Here is an 18,027-nt window from a genome sequence, read left to right on the forward strand (position 1 = left end):
GGTGACGCTGTCCCTGCCCACCCCGTCGGGCACGCGCACCGCCGCGGACGCCCTCGCGGCGGCGGTCGCCCACCTCCGCGGCCGCCAGGACGCCGCCGGCTGGTGGAAGGGCGACCTCGACACCAACGTGACCATGGACGCCGAGGACCTGCTCCTGCGCCACGTCCTCGGCATCACCGACCCCGACCGCACGGCCGGCGCCGCTCGCTGGATCCGCTCGCAGCAGCGTGCCGACGGCACCTGGGCGACCTTCCCCGGCGGCCCGGGTGACCTCTCCACCACCGTGGAGGCCTGGGTGGCGCTGCGGCTCGCCGGCGACGACCCCACCGACGGCCACATGGCGCGGGCGGCGTCGTTCGTCCGGGCCGACGGGGGCGTGGAGGGCACGCGGGTGTTCACCCGCATCTGGTTGGCGCTGGTGGGGCTCTGGAGCTGGGACGACCTGCCCGCGATGCCGCCGGAGCTGATCGGACTGCCCCGGTGGTTCCCGCTCAACGTGTCGGACTGGGCGTGCTGGGCCCGCCAGACCGTCGTCCCGCTGACCGTGGTCTGCACGCTGCAGCCGTCCTTCCCCGTGCCGTTCGGGATCGACGAGCTGCACGCCGGCACCCCGGCGCCGCCGAGGGACCCGATCCGGACCTGGTCGGGGTTCTTCCAGCGCCTCGACGTCGCCCTGCACGCCTACGCCCGGGTCGCGCGTCGCGGCCCGCTCGCCGTGATCCGCCGCGGCGCGATGCGCAAGGCCGGCGAGTGGATCCTCGCCCGGCAGGAGGCCGACGGCGGGTGGGGCGGCATCCAGCCGCCGTGGGTCTACTCGGTGATGGCGCTCGTGCTGCTCGGCTACCCGCGCGACCACCCCTCGGTCGTCGCCGCGATCTCGGGCCTCGAGGGGTTCACGCTCACCACCGGGTCGCCCGACGGCCCCGTGATCCGGCTCGAGGCCTGCCAGTCGCCGGTGTGGGACACGTGCCTCGCGGTCAGCGCCCTGCGCGACGGCGGGGTCGCCGCCGACGACCCCGCCGTCGTCGCCGGTGTCCGCTGGCTGCTCGACGAGCAGGTCACCGCCGACGGCGACTGGCAGGTCCGACGGCCGGACCTGCCCTCCGGCGGCTGGGCCTTCGAGTTCGCCAACGACGTCTACCCCGACACCGACGACACCGCCGAGGTCGTCCTCGCCCTGCGCCGCGCCGAGCACCCGGGCCTCCCCGACGCCGAGCGGGCACGCCTGCGCCGCGCGGTCGAGCTCGGCCTCGACTGGGCCGCCGGGATGGCCTCCGCCGACGGCGGCTGGGGCGCGTTCGACGCCGACAACACCCGCGCGCTCGTCACCCGGCTGCCGTTCTGCGACTTCGGCGAGGTCATCGACCCGCCCTCGGCCGACGTCACCGCCCACGTCGTGGAGGCCCTGGCCGCGGAGGGGCGCGACTGCGCGCGCGGGGTGCGCTGGCTGCTCGACCACCAGGAACCCGACGGGTCGTGGTTCGGTCGCTGGGGGGCCAACCACCTCTACGGCACCGGCGGGGTGGTCCCCGCCCTGGTCGCCGCCGGGGTCGACCCGTCGAGCCCACCGGTCCGCCGGGCCGTGCGCTGGCTGCACGACCATCAGAACGACGACGGCGGCTGGGGCGAGGACCTGCGCTCCTACCGCGACCCCGCCTGGATCGGGCGGGGCGTGTCCACCCCCTCGCAGACCGCCTGGGCCCTGCTCGCGCTCGTCGCGGCCGGCGACCGCTCGGCGGCGGCCGAGCGCGGGGTGCGGTGGCTCGTCGAGCACCAGCGCGCCGACGGCGGCTGGGACGAGGAGCAGTACACCGGCACCGGCTTCCCCGGCGACTTCTACATCGCCTACCACCTCTACCGCGTCGTCTTCCCGATCTCGGCCCTGGGCCGCTGGGTGCACGGGTGGGACCCGTGAGGCCCGCCGTCGTGTGCGCCCCGCTGCGGGTCGAGCGGCGCGCGCTGGGGCGTCACGTGGGCCGGGCGGCCGTCGCGCGCTCCGGCCCGGGCCCCGCCCGGTCCGGCGCCACCGCGCGCCGCCTCGCCGCCGCGGGGCCCCGCCCGGTGCTCGTGGCCGGCGTGGCGGGCGGCCTCGACGCCGCCCTCGCCCCCGGGGACCTCGTGGTGGCCGACGAGGTGCGCGCCGAGGGCCGCGCGCCCGTCCCGGTGCCGTCCGCCACCGCGCTCGCCGCCGCACTGCGTGCTCTCGGCCTGACCGTGCACGTCGGCCCGGTCCACTCCGCGCGGCGCCCGGTCGTGGGGGCCCGTCGTCGGGCCCTGGCCGCGCAGGGCGCGCTCGCGGTCGACACCGAGTCCGCGTGGCTCGCCGCCGGCGCGGCGGGCGGACCGTTCGCCGTGGTCCGCGCGGTGGTCGACACACCGGCTGCGCCCCTGGTCCACCCGGGCACGGTGCGGCGCGGCGTCGCGGCGCTGCGCGTGCTGCGCCGGTCGGTGCCCGCCCTTGCCACGTGGGTGGCGGCCTGCGGCGCCCGCGAGGTGCTGCTCGCCGAGCCCCGCTCGTTCTGTGCGGGCGTGGACCGGGCGATCGCGACCGTCGAGCGGGCCCTCGAGCGGCACGGTCCCCCGGTGTACGTGCGGCGCCAGATCGTGCACAACGGCCACGTCGTCGCCGACCTCGAGCGCCGGGGTGCAGTGTTCGTGCGCGAGGTCGACGAGGTGCCGCCGGGCTCGGTGGTCGTCCTCGCCGCCCACGGTGTGGCACCCGCGGTCCGAGCCGCGGCGAGCGCGCGGCGCCTCGCCGTCGTCGACGCGACGTGCCCGCTGGTCGCCAAGGTCCACGCCGGGGTGCGCCGGCAGGCCGAGCGCGACGCGACCGTCTTCCTCATCGGCCACGCCGACCACGAGGAGGTCGAGGGCACCCTCGGTGAGGCGCCGGAGCGGGTGGTCGTCGTCGGCAGCGTCGCCGAGGCGGAGGCCGTCAGCGCGCCCGACCCGCACCGGGTGGCGTCCGCCGTGCAGACCACGCTGGCGCTCGACGAGGCCGAGTCGATCGCCGCGGTGCTGCGCCGGCGCTTCCCCGCGCTCGTCGAGCCGCGGTCGGCCGACATCTGCTACGCCACCACCAACCGGCAGGCCGCGGTGCGCGCCGTCGCCGCCGAGGCCGACCGGCTCGTGGTCGTCGGATCGCCGAACTCCTCGAACTCGGTGCGGCTGGTCGAGGTCGCCGCGCGCGCCGGCGCCGACGCCCGCCGCGTCGACCACGCGGACGAGCTCGACCTCGCCTGGCTCGCCGGCGCCCCGCGCGTCGCCGTCACCGCCGGGGCGTCCGCCCCGGACCGCCTGGTCGACGGCGTCGTCGACCTCCTGCGCGGGCTCGGCCCCGTCACCGTGACGCCCCGGTCGGCCACGACCGAGGACGTCCGCTTCACCCTCCCCAAGGAAGTGAGCTGAGAAGTGGGTTTCCCCCTGCGCCAGAGCATCCGCCTCGGCACCTACCTGGCGGCGCAGAAGCTGCGCGGGAACGAGAGGTTCCCGATCCTGGTCGAGCTCGAGCCGCTGTTCGCCTGCAACCTCAAGTGCGCGGGCTGCGGCAAGATCGCGCAGCCGGCGGCGCTGCTCAAGCAGCGGATGCCGGTCGAGCAGGCCGTGGGCGCGGTCGAGGAGTCCGGCGCGCCGATGGTGTCGATCGCCGGCGGCGAGCCCCTGATGCACCCGCAGATCGACGAGATCACCCGCCGGCTGCTGGACCGCAACAAGATCGTCTTCCTGTGCACGAACGCGCTGCTGCTGCCGAAGCACCTGCACCGGTTCGCGCCGCACAAGAACTTCGCGTGGATGGTGCACATCGACGGCCTGCGGGAGCGTCACGACGCGTCGGTGCGCAAGGCCGGCGGGTTCGACGCCGCGGTCGAGGCGATCAGGCAGGCGCAGGCGGCGGGGTTCAGGGTGGCCACGAACACCACGTTCTTCGACACCGACACCCCGCAGGACGTCGTCGACGTCCTGGACTACCTCAACGACGACCTCGGCGTCGACTGCATGCAGATCTCCCCGGCCTACGCCTACGAGCGGGCGCCCGACCAGGAGCACTGGCTCGCCGTCGACCAGACCCGCGAGCTGTTCCGTGCGGCGTTCGCCGACGGACGGCGGGAGCGCTGGCGGCTGAACCACTCGCCGCTGTTCCTCGACTTCCTCGAGGGCCGCCGCGACTTCCAGTGCACCGCGTGGGCCATCCCGTCGTACTCCCTGCTCGGCTGGCAGAAGCCCTGCTACCTGCTCGACGACGGCTACACGGAGACCTACCAGCAGCTCCTCGACGAGACCGACTGGTCGTCCTACGGCCGGGGCCGCAACCCCAGGTGCGAGAACTGCATGGCCCACTGCGGGTACGAGCCGTCGGCCGTGCTCGCGACGATGGGCTCGCTGCGGGAGTCGATCCGCGCCGCCAGGGACACGGTGGGGGCGTGAGCGGCCGCGGCCCGGGGTACAGACCCCGTGCCCCCGGGACGGCCCGGGAGCCGACGGTCGGCCGCGACCGGAGCCGGTACCGTCGCGGGTGTCCGCTCCCCGGTCGGAAGGCGCACGAACGTGGCCCGACACCACCGCACCACGATCCACCTGCCGCACTGGCGGGACACGGCGCGACACGCGGTGGTGCCGCTGTGCGAGTCCACGCTCATCCCGCTCGGGCTCTTCGCGCTCCTGCTGCACACGGTCGGGTTCGAGGCGGGCCTGTGGGCGGCGCTGTCGTGGTCGGGGCTCGCGGTGGCGGCGCGCCTGCTGCGAGGCCGTGCCCTGCCGGCGATCCTCGTCATCTCGACGTTGATCCTCCTCGTGCGCACGGCCGTGGGGTTGTGGACCGGCAGCGCGCTCGTGTACTTCCTGCAGCCGTCGGCCCAGAACTTCCTGTTCGCGGCCGCGCTGCTGGTCACGCTGGCCGGCGGGGGCCGCCCGCTGCTGGCCCGGCTCGCCGACGACTTCGTGCCCATGCCCGAGGCGCTGACCTCGCGGCCGAACGTGCAGCGGTTCTTCCGGCGCGTGTCGCTGCTGTGGGCCGCCGTGTTCATGATCAACGGCGTGATGACGGTGACGACCCTGGCCGTGGCCACCGTCGACGACTACCTCGTCGTGACCACCGCCGGCTCGTACTCCGTGGTGGCGCTGGGCATCGGCATCTCGCTGTGGTGGTTCCGCGCCTCGCTCGCCGGCGAGGGCGTGCGCCTGCGCTGGGCCCCGCGGCGCGCGCTCGCCTAGACGGTCCGGCGCGCGAGCGCCGCCAGCTCACCGTCCAGGTCGCGACCCGAGAAGCCCCGCGCCGCCGCCGCGAGACCCTCGCGCCGTGCCGGGTCGGCCAGCAGGTCCGCGACGACGCGGGTGGCGTCGGCCGGTCGCGGGCAGACGAGGGCGAGGCCCGCGGCGGCCAGGGCGGCCGCGCAGGCCCGGCCGTGGCCCCGCACCGGGGTGACGAAGAGCAGCGGCCGGCCCACCGCCAGCGCCTCGCTGGCGATCATGCCGCCGCCGGTCGTGACGACGACGTCCGCGGCGGCCATCTCGGCGGGCACGGCGTCGGTCCAGCCCAGCGCCCGCACGCGGGGATCGCGGCGGGCGGCCAGCGCCTGCCGCAGGGCCTCGTGGCGCCCGCAGAGCACGACCGCCCGCACCCCGTCGCCCGCTGCCAGCACCGCGTCGACGACCGCGTCGAGCCGCCCGAAGGCCAGCGAGCCGCCGGTGACGAGCACGGTGAGGCCCGGGTGCCCGACCTCGCGCGCGGGCGGCGGCGCCGGGGTGAAGCGCGGGTCGACGGCCGGGGGGACGACGCGGACCGCGGCGTCCGGAGCCAGCTCGCGCACCGCGTCGGCGGCGGCGTCGAGCATCGTCCAGGTCTCGTCGACGTCGGGCCACACCCAGAACGGGTGCACGGCGGCGTCGGTGACCACGGCGACCGTCCGCGCGGTGAGCTCGCCGCGTCGCCGCAGCAGGGCGAGCCCGCCCGAGGTCACCGGGTAGGTGCAGACGACGAGGTCGGGCGCGTGGCGGCGCAGCACCGGGCGCAGCGCGCGGGCGGTCGCGGGGGCGCCGAGGCGTTGGAAGACCGCGGCGACGCGGGGCCGGCGGCGCAGCACGTCGTAGGCGACGCCGTAGAGCACCGGCGCGCGGCGCATCACGACGCGGTAGGCGACCTCCAGCAGGCGTGTGCGCCGCGGGCTCCCGGCGACGGTCTCGACCTCGGTGACCTCGGTGTCCGGCCACACCGCGCGCATCCGGGCCGCCATCGCCCGCGCGGCACCGACATGGCCCTCACCCACCGGCGCGGAGAGCAGGAGGACGCGGCGTGGTGACGGAGCAGGCGCTGTCACGACGACACGCCGGCGAGCACGCGGATGGCCCGCACCGGGTCCTGCTGCTCACCGGCTCGATCGGCGCCGGTCACGACGCCGCCGCGGCCGCCGTCGGCGAGGCGCTCGCCGGACGGTGGCCCGACGCCGAGGTGCTCACGCGCGACGTCCTGGCGGGCATGGGCCGTGGGGCGCCGCAGGCGTTCTCCGGTGTGTACGCCGCCTGCGTGCGGACGCTGCCGTGGCTCTACGGGTCGTACTACGCGCTGCTCGTGCACGCCGCGTTCTTCCGCGCCGGCACGCGGGCGGTCGTGGGGCGGTGGACCGCCCGCGCGATCGCCCCCCTGCTCGCCGAGCACCGCCCCGACCTCGTCGTCGCCACCGTGCCCGAGGGTGTCCAGGGGCTCGCGCACCTGCGCCGGGCGGGGCGTCTGCCGGCCCGCGCCGTCGTGGTGCTCTCCGACCCCGCCCCCCAGCCGCTGTGGTGCGACGCCGACCTCGACGTCCACCTCGTGACCACCGACGAGGCTGCCCGCCGCGTACGCCGCGCCGCCCCCGGTGCCGAGGTCCGCGTCGTCCGCTGGCCCGTGGTCTCCGCCTTCCACCCACCCCATGTGAGCGATGTTCCCGGTGATGGCCGGGAACATCGCTCACACGGGGTGCTGGTGGCCGGCGGGTCGCTGGGGTTCGGGGACCTGCCGGCGCTCGCCCGCGCCGTGCTCGCCGCGGGGTGGGACGCGGTGGTGGCGGCGCCCGACCCCCGGGTCCGGGCCCGCCTGGACACCCTCGCCGCCGCCCACCCCGGCCGGCTCGAGGTCCGCCGGCGCATCGACGACCCCGCCGCGGTCACCCGCGCCGTCGACGCCGTCGTCACCACCGGCGGCGGGGCCAGCGCGTTCGAGGCCCTCGCGTGCACACGGCCGCTGCTGGTCGCCGACCCGATCCCCGGCCACGGCCGGGACGGCGCCCGGCTGCTGGCCCGCGCCGGCCTCGCCGAGCTCTGCCCCCGGCCCGCCGACCTGACCGCCGCGCTGCGCCGCCTCGCCGACCCCGCCGTCCACGCCGCACGCGTCGCCGCGCTGCGCGACCGCCCGCCCGGCGAGGACCTCGCGTCCGCCCTCACCGGACCGGCCGGTGTGACCCGGGTGCGGCCCGAGGACGCCCTGTTCTGGCACGCGTCCACCGCCCGCGTGCCCCAGGTGCTCGGCGCCCGGATCGTGCTCGCCACACCCGCCGACGACACCACCGACTGGCCCGCCCTCGTCGCCGGCCGCGTCCGCGAGCGGGCCGGCGGCATCGAGGTGCTCGCCCGCCGCCTCGACGACACCGGTCCGCTGCGCTGGGTGCCGACCGTCCCCGACCCCGCCCGCCACGTCGACCCCGCCCTGCGCGAGGCGTCCGACCCGGATGCCGCGACGACGGCGGCGGTGGTCGGCGCCCCGCTCGACCCTCGCGACGTCGGCTGGCGACTGACCGTCGTGCGCACCGGGCCCCGCGAGGTGTCCGTGCTCGCCGCGGCGCACCACGTCCTGGGGGACGGTCTGGCCGTCACCGACGCGCTGACCCGCCTGCTCACCGACGAGGGCACGGGGACCCCGGTCGCCACGCGGACGAACGGGGGCACGCCGGCGGACCGCGTCCCGATCGGGCGCCGGCTCGCCGGGATCGCCGGGATCGCCGCGCTCGCACGGCGAGGCGTCGCACGGCGCGGGGCGCTCGGCGATCCCACCCGCGGGGGCGCGGCCACCACCCGCCTCGTCACCCGCGTCCGGGACGCCGCCGAGGTCCGGGCCGCGGCGCGCACGCACGGGACGGGCACGACGGTGCTCGTGCTCGCGGTCGTGGCCGAGGCGCTCGCCGGCCCGGGCACCCGGCCGGTCCGTGCCATGGTGCCGCTGACGACCCGGCTCACGACCGGGCCGGGCGCCGGCTCGAGGGCGGCCGGCAACCGCACCGCGGCCGTCGCCGTCGACCTGCCCGTCGGCCCGCAGGACGTCGACGCGCGGGTGGCCGCCGTGCACGCCGCCGTCGAGCGCGCGCGGGCCTCCGGGCAGGCAGACGGGGCGGCGGCGGTGCTCGCGGCGCTGGGGTGGGCGCCGGGGGCCGTGTCGCGGGCCTTCGCGCGGCTCACCTACCGCGCGCGCTTCTTCCACCTGATCGTCTCGGTCATGCCGGGGCTGGGCCGCCCCGTGCACGTCGGAGGCGCCCTGGTCCGCGAGGTGGTGCCCGTGCTGCCGCTGGCCGAGGGGGTCGGGCTGGCCGTGGGCGCGATCCGCTGGAACCGCACGCTCGGGATCGGGATCACGCTCGACGACGAGGTCCTCGGGGACGAGGGCCTCCCCGCGCGGGTGGACGAGGCGTGGGACGCCGTCGTGCGGGGAGCGCGCCCGGCGCGGGCACGGCAGGATGGGCACCGAAGGTAGGGCTCGACACGGCCCCCACCGCCCGGTGGGTCCGCCCGTCGGAGGCGCATCGCGATGACCGGAGCCGTCTCGCTGATCGTGGCCGTCCCCGCTGCCGTCGTGGGGGCGGCGGGTTTCGGGCTGGCCAGTGCCGCTCAGCAACGGGCCACCCACGAGGTCCCGATGACGGCGACGCTGAACCCCCGGCTCCTGGTCGACCTCGTCCGCCACCGGTGGTGGCTGATCGGGTTGGTCGCGACCGTGCTCGCGCTGGCGATGCAGCTCGTCGCGCTCGCGTTCGGCCCGCTGGCCGTCGTGCAGCCCCTGCTGGTCACGGGCGTGGTCTTCGCCGGCGTCTTCGCCGCGCTCCTGCACCGCCGCGCCCCCGACCGCTGGGTCGTCCTCGGCGGCCTGGTCACCGCCGCAGGCCTCGCCGCGTTCCTGCTCCTCGCCCGCCCCTCGACCCCCGCGCAGGGCGGGCGCCTCGACGTCACCGCCTCCCCCGCCTTCCTCGTCGTCCTGGTCGTGGTGGTCGTGGGGTGCCTGGTCTACGCCAGCCTGACGTCGCACTCGACGCGCGTGCTCGCCCTCGCCCTCACCACGGGGGTGCTCTTCGGCATCACGGCCGCGCTCATGAAGTCCGTGACATCGGCGGTGCGCGCCGGGCTCGGCGAGCTGGCGACCTCCCCCGCGCTCTACGCCGCCTGCGTCGTCGGGCCCGTGGGCTTCCTCCTGAGCCAGAACACGTTCCAGCAGGGCCGGCTCGTCTCGCCGTCCGTCGCGATCATCACCTCCGCCGACCCGGTGGTCAGCGTGTTCGCCGGCATCGCGTGGCTGGGCGAGGACCTCGAGACCTCGGGCCCGGCGATCGCCGGCCAGGTGGTCGCCGGCCTCGTCGTCCTCGCCGGCATCGCCGCGGTGACCCTGCGCGGCGAGGTGCTCCTGCGGCGCGGCGACGCCCCGGAGGACGCGGCGGTCTGGGAGAAGCCGTCGTCCGCCGACCCGGGCACGCGGCCGCCCACGGATCGCGGTCGATGAGGCCCGACGGCGCGCCCGCGCTCGTCACCGGCGCGTCCTCGGGCATCGGTGAGGCCATCGCCCGCCGGCTGGCCGGCCGCGCCCGCCCCCTCGTCCTGACCGGGCGCGACCGGACCCGCCTCGACGTCGTCGCGGCGGCGACCGGCGGGCGCGCCGTCGTCGCCGACCTCACCGACCCCGCCGGCCGGGCCGCGGTGACCGATGCCGTCGGCGTCGAGGTCGGCCTCGTCGTCCACGCCGCCGGGGCCGGCGTCGCCGCGCCGCTCGACGGCACCTCCGCGGCCGACGTCGACACCGTCCTCGCCACCGACCTCGCCGCGCCCGTGCAGCTCACCCGCGCGCTGTGGCCGGCGCTGCGCGCTGCCCGCGGTCACGTCGTCGTCGTCTCCTCGATCGCGGCGCTCGGCGTCGCCGACGAGGCCGCGTACTCCGCGGCGAAGGCGGGCCTGCGCGCGTTCGCCGACGCCCTGCGCCTCGAGGACGGCGCGGTCGGGGTGACCACCGTCCTGCCCGGCGCCGTCGACACCCCGTTCCTCGCCCGCCGTGGCTACGCCCGTGCCGTCCCGCGCCCGGTGCCGCCCGGCCGGGTCGCGGAGGCCACGCTGCGCGCGGTGGAGCGCGGCCGGGCCGAGGTCTTCGTCCCCCGCTGGCTGCGCGCCGCGTCCGTCGTCCACGGCATCGCGCCCGGTGCCTTCACCGCGCTGTCCCGCCGCTTCGGCGGCGCGTGACGGGTCGCTCCACGGGGCGGGGACGTGCCCGGCCCCGGGGCGGCACCCCCCGTGCGTGGGCCTCCCCGCGGGCCGTGGACGCGCGCACCGGGTCGTAGGCTGGTCATGTGGACGTCGAGGTCACCCGGCTGCCGGGGATCGGCACCAAGCAGGAGTTCACCACCGCGTCCGGGCGGCGCCTCGGGGTGTTGACCCACCGCGACGGTCACCGCGAGCTGCTCGTCTCGGGTCGGGACGACCCGGACGCGTGCAGCGCCTCGGTCGGGCTCACCGATGCCGAGGGCCAGGCGCTGGGCACGCTGCTCGGCGCGCCCAACCTCGTCGCGCAGCTGCAGGACCAGCAGCGCGAGGTCGAGGGCGTCTCGACCGCGCAGTTCCCGATCGGCGCGGGCTCGCCCTACGACGGGCGCACCCTCGGCGAGACCGCCATGCGCACGCGCACCGGCACGTCGATCGTGGCCGTCGTGCGCGACCACGTGGTCTCCCCGTCGCCGGGACCGGATTTCGTGTTCCGGGCGGGCGACCTCGTCGTGGTCGTCGGCACCGGCGAGGGTCTCGGCCAGGCCGCGACGATCCTCGAGGACGGCTGACCGTCCCGTGCACTCGGTCGCCCTCTCGCTGATCGAGCTGGGCGCGCTGTTCTTCGGGCTCGGGCTCCTCGGGCGGCTGGCGGACCGGCTCGGCATCTCCCCGGTGCCGCTCTACCTGCTCGGGGGCCTCGCGTTCGGTACCGGGGGACTGCTGCCGCTGGAGGGCATCGAGCCGTTCACGACCGTGGCCAGCGAGGTCGGCGTCGTCCTCCTGCTCCTGCTGCTGGGACTCGAGTACTCGGCGTCGGAGCTCGTCGGCGGCCTGCGGCGGTCGTGGGCGGCCGGGGTCGTCGACATGGTGCTCAACGCCGCGCCCGGCGCGATCGCGGCGCTGGTGCTGGGCTGGGGTCCCCTGGGCGCGCTGGCCATGGCGGGGGTCACCTGGGTGTCGTCCTCGGGGATCGTCGCCAAGGTGCTCGCCGACCTGGGACGGCTCGGCAACCGCGAGACCCCCGCGGTGCTCTCGGTGCTCGTCATGGAGGACCTCGCGATGGCCCTCTACCTCCCGATCACCACCGCGGCCCTCGCGGCGCTCGGGTGGGTGGCGGGCCTGCGGACCGTGGCCATCGCCGTGCTGCTCCTGGTCGTGGTGCTCGTGGTGGCGCTGAGGTTCGGCCGGGCGGTGTCGGCGATCGTCGAGTCGCCGACCACCGAGGTGTTCCTGCTGCGGATGTTCGGCATCGCCCTGCTCGTCGCGGGCGTCGCGTCGCAGCTGCAGGTCTCGGCCGGCGTCGGCGCCTTCCTGCTGGGCATCGCGATCGCCGAGGACACCGCCGAGAACGCCGTGCGGGTGCTCGCCCCGCTGCGGGACCTGTTCGCCGCCGTCTTCTTCGTGGTGTTCGGCCTCAACACCGACCCGTCGCAGGTGCCCGCCGTCCTGCCCGTGGCCGTCGTGCTGGCCGTGGTGTCGACCGCCACGAAGCTCGCGGCGGGCTGGTTCGCCGCGCACCAGATCGGGGTCGGCCCGCCGGGACGCTGGCGTGCCGGGGCGGCGTTGGTGGCGCGCGGCGAGTTCTCGATCGTCATCGCCGGCCTGGCCCTCACCACCGGCGCGGTCGACCCGGGCCTGGCGCCGCTGGCCACCACCTACGTGCTGCTGATGGCGGTCCTCGGTCCCGTGGCGGCCCGGGTCGTCGAGCCCGTGCACGGGGCGCTCACCCGCCGCCTGCGGTCCACGCCGGCCTGAGCGCCGCCGGGGCCTCAGGAACGGCGCGTCACGTGGGAGGCCGCCTCGCCCTCCCACGTGACGCGCCGCGGGCCCAGTCGCACCACCGACACGCCCTGCACCACCACGCCCACCGCGACGACGACGAGCGCGGCGCGGAAGCCGGCGAGGTCGATGAGCACGCCCATCGCCGGCGGGGCGAGCGCGGCGACGACGTAGGCCGCGCCCAGGGTCAGCGCCGAGACCGACGCCGAGGTCGCGCCGTCCGGGGTGCGCCAGGCGACGACGGCCAGGCCCAGCGGGAAGCCGGCTCCCACCCCGATCGCGGTGGCCACCACCCAGGGCCACGGTCCCAGCCCGGGCAGGACCGGCGCGGCCAGCATCCCGCCGACGCCGACCCCGCCGGCGACCACGCACAGTGCGGCCCACGGGCCCCAGGCGCGGCGGCGCTCGGCCAGCGCCGGGACGAGCAGGGCCGCGGGGATCTGCACGACGTTCCACATGCTCAGCACCACCGCCGCCGCCGCGGGCGAGAACCCCTGCGCCTCGTAGAACGGCGCCAGCCACGTCAACCAGGCGTAGAACTGCACCGACGACATCGCCTGGAACGCGAGCGCCAGGCGGGCGAAGCGGCTGCGCCACGGCAGGGCCACGGGCGTCACGGGCACGGCGGAGGTGTCGTGCAGCCGCCGCGTCACGGGCCACCACACGACGAGCGCCAGCACCGCGGGCAGCGCCCACGCCGCCAGCGCCCACCACCAGCCGCCGAGCACGTCGCGCAGGGGCAGCGCGGTCAGCGACGCGACGGTGGCACCGCCCATCATCGCGACGGTGTAGAGGCCGGTGGCCACGCCCGCGCGCTCGGGCAGGTGGTCGCGGACCACGCCGGTGATCGCGACGCCGGTGACCCCGATGCCGAGCCCGATCACCAGGCTGCCGCCGATGAGCGTGACGGCGGCCGGGAGCCCGCGGGCGAGGTTGCCGAGCGCGACCGCGGCCACGCCGATCGCCGCGGCCCGCTCGCGGTCGACCCGGCGCGCGAGCGCGGGCGCGGCGAACGAGCCGGCGCCCATCATCAGCACCGTGCCGGCCTGCACGACCCCGGCGAGGCCCGCGGAGAGCCCGAGGTCGGCGCGGACCGTCTCGAGCAGCGGCGGGTACACCGAGAGCGCGGCCCGCAGGTTGATCCCGAGCGCCAGCACCGCGAGCAGCACCACGGCCGGCCGGACGGGCCGGTCGGCGGCCCTCACGCGGCACCCCGGCTGCAGCGCCCGCCCGATCGGCGTGCTCCCCTTCTTGCTGCGTCGATGCGCGCGAGCCCCCCGTTCGCGAGCCCCGGAGGTCACGGGGCGGTCACTCGGCCAGACGGGTCGCGGCCGCGGCGACGCGCTCGTCGGACGCGGTGAGCGCGACGCGGACGTGCGAGGCCCCCGCGGGCCCGTAGAACTCGCCGGGCGCGACGAGGATGCCGCGCGCGGCGAGACGGTCGACGGTGGCGCGGCACGGTTCGCCCGCGGTGGCCCACAGGTAGAGCCCGGCCTCGGAGTGCTCGACGTGCAGCCCCGCGGCCTCGAGTGCCGGGCGCAGCACGGCCCGCCGGGCGTCGTAGCGGGCGCGGGTGGCCGCGACGTGCTCGTCGTCGCCCAGCGCGACCGTCATGGCCTCCTGCACCGGGCGCGGCACGATCATCCCGGCGTGCTTGCGCACGGCCAGCAGGTCGGCGACCAGCGCGGGGTCGCCGAGCACGAGGCCCGCGCGGTACCCGGCGAGGTTCGACGTCTTCGACAGCGAGTGCACGGCGAGCAGGCCGGTGAGGTCACCGCCGTGGACGGCGGGGTCGAGCACCGAGGTCGTGAGGACGCCGGGGCCGGGCAGGGCGAGGTAGCACTCGTCGGAGGCGACGACCGCGCCGAGCGCGCGCGCCTCGGCGACCCTGGCCGTCAACGCGGGCGCGTCGAGGACCCGGCCGGTGGGGTTCGACGGCGAGTTCAGCCAGACCAGGCGCGTCCCCGCGGGCAGCGGCTCGTCGTCACCGACGGCCGCCGTGCCGGCGCCGGCGAGCCGCGCCCCGACCTCGTAGGTCGGGTAGGCGAGGTGCGGGAACGCGACGACGTCGTCGGCACCCAGCCCGAGCAGGGTGGGCAGCCAGGCGACCAGCTCCTTGGAGCCGATGGTGGGCAGCACCGCGTCCGGGTCCAGGCCCTCGGTGTCCGAGAGCCCGGCCCGGTGGCGACGGGCCAGCGCGCCGACGGCGGCCTCCCGCAACGCCGGGGTGCCCCACGTCTGCGGGTAGCCCGGCGAGTCCCACGCCGCGCGCAGGGCCTCGCCGACCGCATCCGGCACCGGGTCGACGGGGGTGCCGACCGACAGGTCGACCACCCCGCCGTGGTGCGACCGGGCGACGGCGGCAGCGCCGGCCAGGCTGTCCCAGGGGAAGTCCGGCAGCGCCCGCCGCGTCCCGGTCGAGCTGCTGGTCACTCCCCCTGCGGCGGCAGGTCGGGCACGGGGCCCGCGTCACGGTCGACCTTGCCGACCTTGGAGGCGCCGCCCGGGGAGCCCAGCTCGTCGAAGAAGTCGACGTTGGCCTGGGTGTAGACCGACCACTGGTCCGGGACGTCGTCCTCGTAGTAGATGGCCTCCACCGGGCAGACCGGCTCGCACGCCCCGCAGTCGACGCACTCGTCGGGGTGGATGTACATCATCCGACCCCCTTCGTAGATGCAGTCGACAGGGCACTCCTCGATGCACGCCTTGTCGAGCACGTCGACACACGGTTCGGCGATCACGTACGTCACGTCTGCTCCTGCTCCTCACTCACGTCGTCGGCGGACCGGCCCTGGCCGCGGTGGTGTCACGCGGGCCCGGTCCGCCCCGGCGAGTATCCCGGTCGCGTCGCCCGAGCGCCCGTGCGGGGGCGCCCCGATCGGCCTCGCGTGCCATGGCGGCCGTCACACCCGGCCCAGGTCAGCGCCTGCGGCCCTGCTCCCGCGCCACCCAGGCGGCCGCCGCGCGGGCCGCCCGCTTGAGCCCCGAGCGCTCGCTGCGGTAGCTGGCCAGGGCGCCGACCACGGGCAGGTTGGCCAGCACCCGCCAGAACGTGCGGCCCTGCGGGCGCCGGTCGAGCTCCTGCTGCAGGCCCCACAGGGTGCGACCCATCCGCCACACGGCGCGGGCCAGGGCGGCGAGGCGGCCCCGTTCCTCCTCGTGCTCGCCGGACCCGACACCGCCGCTCAGGTCGCCGGCCTCCCGCTCGACGTCGGTGCCGTGCGGGTCGCCGTGGCGGGTCGGGTCGACGTCGCGGCCGAACAGCACGGCGGCCAGCAGGCGCACCTGCTCGTCGCGGCCGTCCACGCCGTGCTCGCTGGCGATGGCGCACACGACCAGGCCCTGCGCGCCCAGCCCGAGGATGTCCGAGACGGGCAGCCGGCGCGCCAGGGCGCCGCCGATGCCGGGGATCGAGGCCACCGCGGAGGTGAAGCGCCCGACCCGCGAGACCCACCAGCGGTCGCGCTCCTCCGGGCTCATCGCCTGCCAGCGCGGGGTGCCGGGCAGCTTGGAGGTGGCCAGGCGGTCGAGCACCCGCGCCCGCGCCGCGCGGAAGGCGCGCCCGATCCTCCCGCGGCGCGTGCTGGGCGCGGGCAGGCGCTCGGTGTCGCCCGCGCCGTCCTGCACCTCGATCGCGCGCCGCCGGGCCAGGCGCCCGAGCCGGAAGGGGTCGGCGTCGCGCAGTCCGCGCAGCACCGGCCCCGTGGCGGCCACGAAGGGGCGCAGGACGCGGACGACGTGCTCGTCGGGAATGGCGGGCATGGCGCCACGTTTCCCGACGCGGCCGTTCCTCAACCGCGCGCGCTCATCCGGGGGCGCCGTGCACCCGGTGCCGGGCGCCGCGCCACGACAGTGCCAGCGCGCCGGGCACCACCCCGGCCGCGAGCAGCAGGACCGCCCGCCAGTCCGGCGGCAGCACGCCGGCACCGGCGGGGCTCCACAGGCCGGCGACCAGGACGGTCAGCGTCCAGACCGCGAGCGGCACCAGCGGCGCCCGCGACCCGGGCAGGACGGCGTCGGCGCCGAGCACCAACACCGGTGTGGTCAGGGCCGCGACCAGCGCCGCGATCGGCAACGGGACGCCCCCGTCGCCGACGCGCAGGGTCAGCCACGCCATCTCGGTCCACGCGAGCAGCACCGCGTCCACCGCGAGCACGGCGACGGCGATCGCGGCGAGGACCGTGCGGCGGCGGGGGGGCGTCGGGGAGGAGCGAGGGTCGCCCTCGCTGCTTCCCACGCAGCCAGGGCGTCCCTCGCTCCCCACCTCGGCCCCGTTCACGTCGACCCGACCAGCGCGTCCAGGCCGCCTTCGGGGCCACGCAGGTGCACGAAGCTCTCGACGCCCAGCACCGGCTGGGCCAGGCCGTTGGACAGCGCGAACACCGGCGGCTCGTGGCCGTCGTCGTGGACCTCGATCTGGGTGGCGTGGGCGCGCAGGGCCGCGAGCTTGGCGACGCGGGCGCCCGCGAGCTCGACCCGCGTCGTGATGGTCGCGTCGGGCACGGTCGGCAGGTCCTCGACCGGCGGCACCGGCCACGGCAGCCCGCCGCGGCGCCGCAGCGCCTCCAGCCCCGCGGCGACCTCGTCGCGGGGCGCGGCGGTGGCCACCACGGTGATCGTCGCCGCGTCGGGGTCCACCGCGGTGACGGCGGCCATCGTCACCTCGTGGGCCCGCACGTGGTCCGGGTGGCCGTAGCCGCCGTCCCGGTCGTAGGTGACGACCACGCCCGGTGAGACCTCGCGCAGCACCGCGACCAGCGCCTCGACCTGCGCGTCGGCCGTGCCGGGGGCGGCGAAGGCGTCGGGGGAGATCGTGACCGGCGCCGCGGCGTGGATGCCCTCGCCGACCCGCACCATGCCCGAGTCGTGCCAGGTCCCCGCGCCGCCGAGCCAGCGCTGGTCGGTGACCCCGAGCGCGTCGCAGGCCCGGGCGAGCTCGCCCTCGCGGTACCTGCCGAGCGCGTCGCCGGACAGGTGCTGCAGGCCCGGCGGGATCACCTCACCCTGCTCGCCGCGGTTGCCCGTCACGAGCGTCACCGGCACCCCCGCGGCCGTGGCGAGGGCCATCAGCCCGCCACAGGTGATCGTCTCGTCGTCCGGGTGTGCGTGGACGAGGAGCAGCGGACCGGGGCTCACGAGCACGCAACGGTAGGTGTTCGACGGGTCGGGGCCGCCCACCGGGTACGGGCACGACATGGACGACCTGACCTGGTCGGTCTCGTGGGAGACCGAGCTGGACGACGCGGAGCACCCGGCGCTGGCCGGGCTCCTGGCCCGGGCCTACCCGCACGAGGCCCACCGGTTCGGCGCGGGGTGGACCTGGACCGGCGCGCGACCCGAGCTGCGTGTCGTCGCCCGGCGCACGGGCGTCCCCGTGGCGCACGCGGGGATCATCCGCCGGTTCCTGCGGGCGCTCCCCGACGAGGGCCCGGCACGCGAGGTCCTGGTCGGCGACGTGGGCCTCGTCGCCGTCGACCCCGACCAGCACGGGCGGGGGCTCGGGCGGGCGCTGCTGGCTCGGGTGGTCGAGACGCTCGTGGGTCTCGACACCCCCTTCGGCTTCCTGACCTGCGGCCCCGACGTGGAGGGCTTCTACCGCGCGGCGGGCTGGACGCGCCTCGACGACGTCGCCGTCCGCACGATCACCCTCGACCACCGCGGCGTGACCGACCACGACCCGGCGATGGTGCATGCCGCGGGCCGCCCCCTCGCCGACTGGCCGGCCGGGCGCACCGTGGCGCGCGACGGGCAGATGCCCTGACGCGC

General features: G+C 77.2%; 17 protein-coding genes. 10 read left to right on the forward strand and 7 right to left on the reverse strand.

The features are described 5' to 3' along the window. Position 1 precedes the first annotated feature (1 nt). The 4 genes from shc to C8D89_RS16915 all read left to right on the forward strand — a co-directional run bounded on the left by shc (position 2) and on the right by C8D89_RS16915 (position 5,211). Positions 2-1,915, forward strand: a complete 1,914-nt coding sequence (gene shc / locus C8D89_RS16900; protein ID WP_207787269.1) for a squalene--hopene cyclase — start codon at positions 2-4, stop codon at positions 1,913-1,915. After that, on the forward strand, positions 1,912-3,408 hold the full coding sequence (gene ispH / locus C8D89_RS16905; RefSeq protein ID WP_116709360.1) for a 4-hydroxy-3-methylbut-2-enyl diphosphate reductase: 1,497 nt from the start codon (positions 1,912-1,914) through the stop codon (positions 3,406-3,408). The genes shc and ispH overlap by 4 nt, the downstream gene beginning before the upstream one ends. Positions 3,409-3,411: 3 nt before the next feature. Beyond that, positions 3,412-4,425, forward strand: a complete 1,014-nt coding sequence (gene hpnH / locus C8D89_RS16910; RefSeq protein WP_116709277.1) for an adenosyl-hopene transferase HpnH — start codon at positions 3,412-3,414, stop codon at positions 4,423-4,425. Between the two features lie 120 nt (positions 4,426-4,545). Then, positions 4,546-5,211, forward strand: coding sequence for a VC0807 family protein (locus C8D89_RS16915; RefSeq protein WP_116709278.1), 666 nt, complete (start codon positions 4,546-4,548; stop codon positions 5,209-5,211). Here C8D89_RS16915 and C8D89_RS16920 read toward each other — a convergent pair. Next, a complete protein-coding gene (locus C8D89_RS16920) occupies positions 5,208-6,263 on the reverse strand; it encodes an MGDG synthase family glycosyltransferase (protein ID WP_243418176.1) in 1,056 nt (351 codons plus the stop codon). The two genes, C8D89_RS16915 and C8D89_RS16920, sit on opposite strands and share 4 nt — an antisense overlap. 26 nt (positions 6,264-6,289) lie before the next feature. Between C8D89_RS16920 and C8D89_RS16925 the strand changes: the two genes are divergently transcribed. The 5 genes from C8D89_RS16925 (at position 6,290) to C8D89_RS16945 (ending at position 12,237) form a co-directional block, all read left to right on the forward strand. Further along, complete coding sequence (locus C8D89_RS16925) at positions 6,290-8,716, forward strand: WS/DGAT domain-containing protein (RefSeq protein WP_116709280.1); 2,427 nt, start codon at positions 6,290-6,292, stop codon at positions 8,714-8,716. Positions 8,717-8,770: 54 nt separating this feature from the next. Beyond that, positions 8,771-9,733 carry a DMT family transporter gene (locus C8D89_RS16930; RefSeq protein WP_116709281.1) on the forward strand — a complete coding sequence of 321 codons (963 nt, stop codon included), beginning with the start codon at positions 8,771-8,773 and terminating at the stop codon, positions 9,731-9,733. Beyond that, on the forward strand, positions 9,730-10,461 hold the full coding sequence (locus C8D89_RS16935) for an SDR family NAD(P)-dependent oxidoreductase (RefSeq protein WP_116709282.1): 732 nt from the start codon (positions 9,730-9,732) through the stop codon (positions 10,459-10,461). Before C8D89_RS16930 ends, C8D89_RS16935 begins: the two co-directional genes overlap by 4 nt. 107 nt (positions 10,462-10,568) lie before the next feature. Next, a complete protein-coding gene (locus C8D89_RS16940) occupies positions 10,569-11,051 on the forward strand; it encodes a cation:proton antiporter regulatory subunit (protein WP_116709283.1) in 483 nt (160 codons plus the stop codon). 7 nt (positions 11,052-11,058) lie between these two features. Then, entirely contained in the window at positions 11,059-12,237 is a 1,179-nt protein-coding gene (locus C8D89_RS16945; protein WP_116709284.1) for a cation:proton antiporter, read from the forward strand. 14 nt (positions 12,238-12,251) lie between these two features. On the opposite strand, the gene C8D89_RS16950 is transcribed toward C8D89_RS16945, so the two are convergent. From C8D89_RS16950 to mshB, 6 genes are all read right to left on the reverse strand, one after another. Next, positions 12,252-13,466 (reverse strand): MFS transporter, encoded by a 1,215-nt coding sequence (locus C8D89_RS16950; protein ID WP_116709285.1) that lies wholly within the window; start codon positions 13,464-13,466, stop codon positions 12,252-12,254. Positions 13,467-13,569: 103 nt separating this feature from the next. Further along, entirely contained in the window at positions 13,570-14,694 is a 1,125-nt protein-coding gene (dapC, locus tag C8D89_RS16955) for a succinyldiaminopimelate transaminase (RefSeq protein WP_116709286.1), read from the reverse strand. Then, complete coding sequence (fdxA, locus tag C8D89_RS16960; protein ID WP_116709287.1) at positions 14,691-15,011, reverse strand: ferredoxin; 321 nt, start codon at positions 15,009-15,011, stop codon at positions 14,691-14,693. The genes dapC and fdxA overlap by 4 nt, the downstream gene beginning before the upstream one ends. A gap of 169 nt (positions 15,012-15,180) precedes the next feature. Beyond that, positions 15,181-16,023 (reverse strand): hypothetical protein, encoded by an 843-nt coding sequence (locus C8D89_RS16965; RefSeq protein ID WP_116709288.1) that lies wholly within the window; start codon positions 16,021-16,023, stop codon positions 15,181-15,183. A gap of 43 nt (positions 16,024-16,066) precedes the next feature. Continuing rightward, a complete protein-coding gene (locus C8D89_RS16970) occupies positions 16,067-16,498 on the reverse strand; it encodes a hypothetical protein (protein ID WP_243418177.1) in 432 nt (143 codons plus the stop codon). 38 nt (positions 16,499-16,536) lie between these two features. Next, the gene (mshB, locus tag C8D89_RS16975; RefSeq protein ID WP_243418178.1) at positions 16,537-17,397 is read right to left on the reverse strand and encodes an N-acetyl-1-D-myo-inositol-2-amino-2-deoxy-alpha-D-glucopyranoside deacetylase; all 861 of its coding nucleotides are present in this window, start codon (positions 17,395-17,397) and stop codon (positions 16,537-16,539) included. A 16-nt stretch (positions 17,398-17,413) separates the two neighbouring features. Here mshB and C8D89_RS16980 point away from each other — a divergent pair, with 16 nt between their 5' ends. Then, a complete protein-coding gene (locus C8D89_RS16980; RefSeq protein ID WP_116709289.1) occupies positions 17,414-18,022 on the forward strand; it encodes a GNAT family N-acetyltransferase in 609 nt (202 codons plus the stop codon). Positions 18,023-18,027: the final 5 nt, after the last annotated feature.

Origin of the sequence: Actinomycetospora cinnamomea, assembly GCF_003096675.1 — a bacterium.
Lineage (GTDB): Bacteria > Actinomycetota > Actinomycetes > Mycobacteriales > Pseudonocardiaceae > Actinomycetospora > Actinomycetospora cinnamomea.

Excerpts from the sequence above, each read along its gene's own strand:
- C8D89_RS16935 (WP_116709282.1), top strand. The coding sequence starts at position 9,730 with ATGAGGCCCGACGGCGCGCCCGCGCTCGTCACCGGCGCGTCCTCGGGC.
- C8D89_RS16965 (WP_116709288.1), bottom strand. The coding sequence starts at position 16,023 with ATGCCCGCCATTCCCGACGAGCACGTCGTCCGCGTCCTGCGCCCCTTC.
- C8D89_RS16930 (WP_116709281.1), top strand. The coding sequence starts at position 8,771 with ATGACCGGAGCCGTCTCGCTGATCGTGGCCGTCCCCGCTGCCGTCGTG.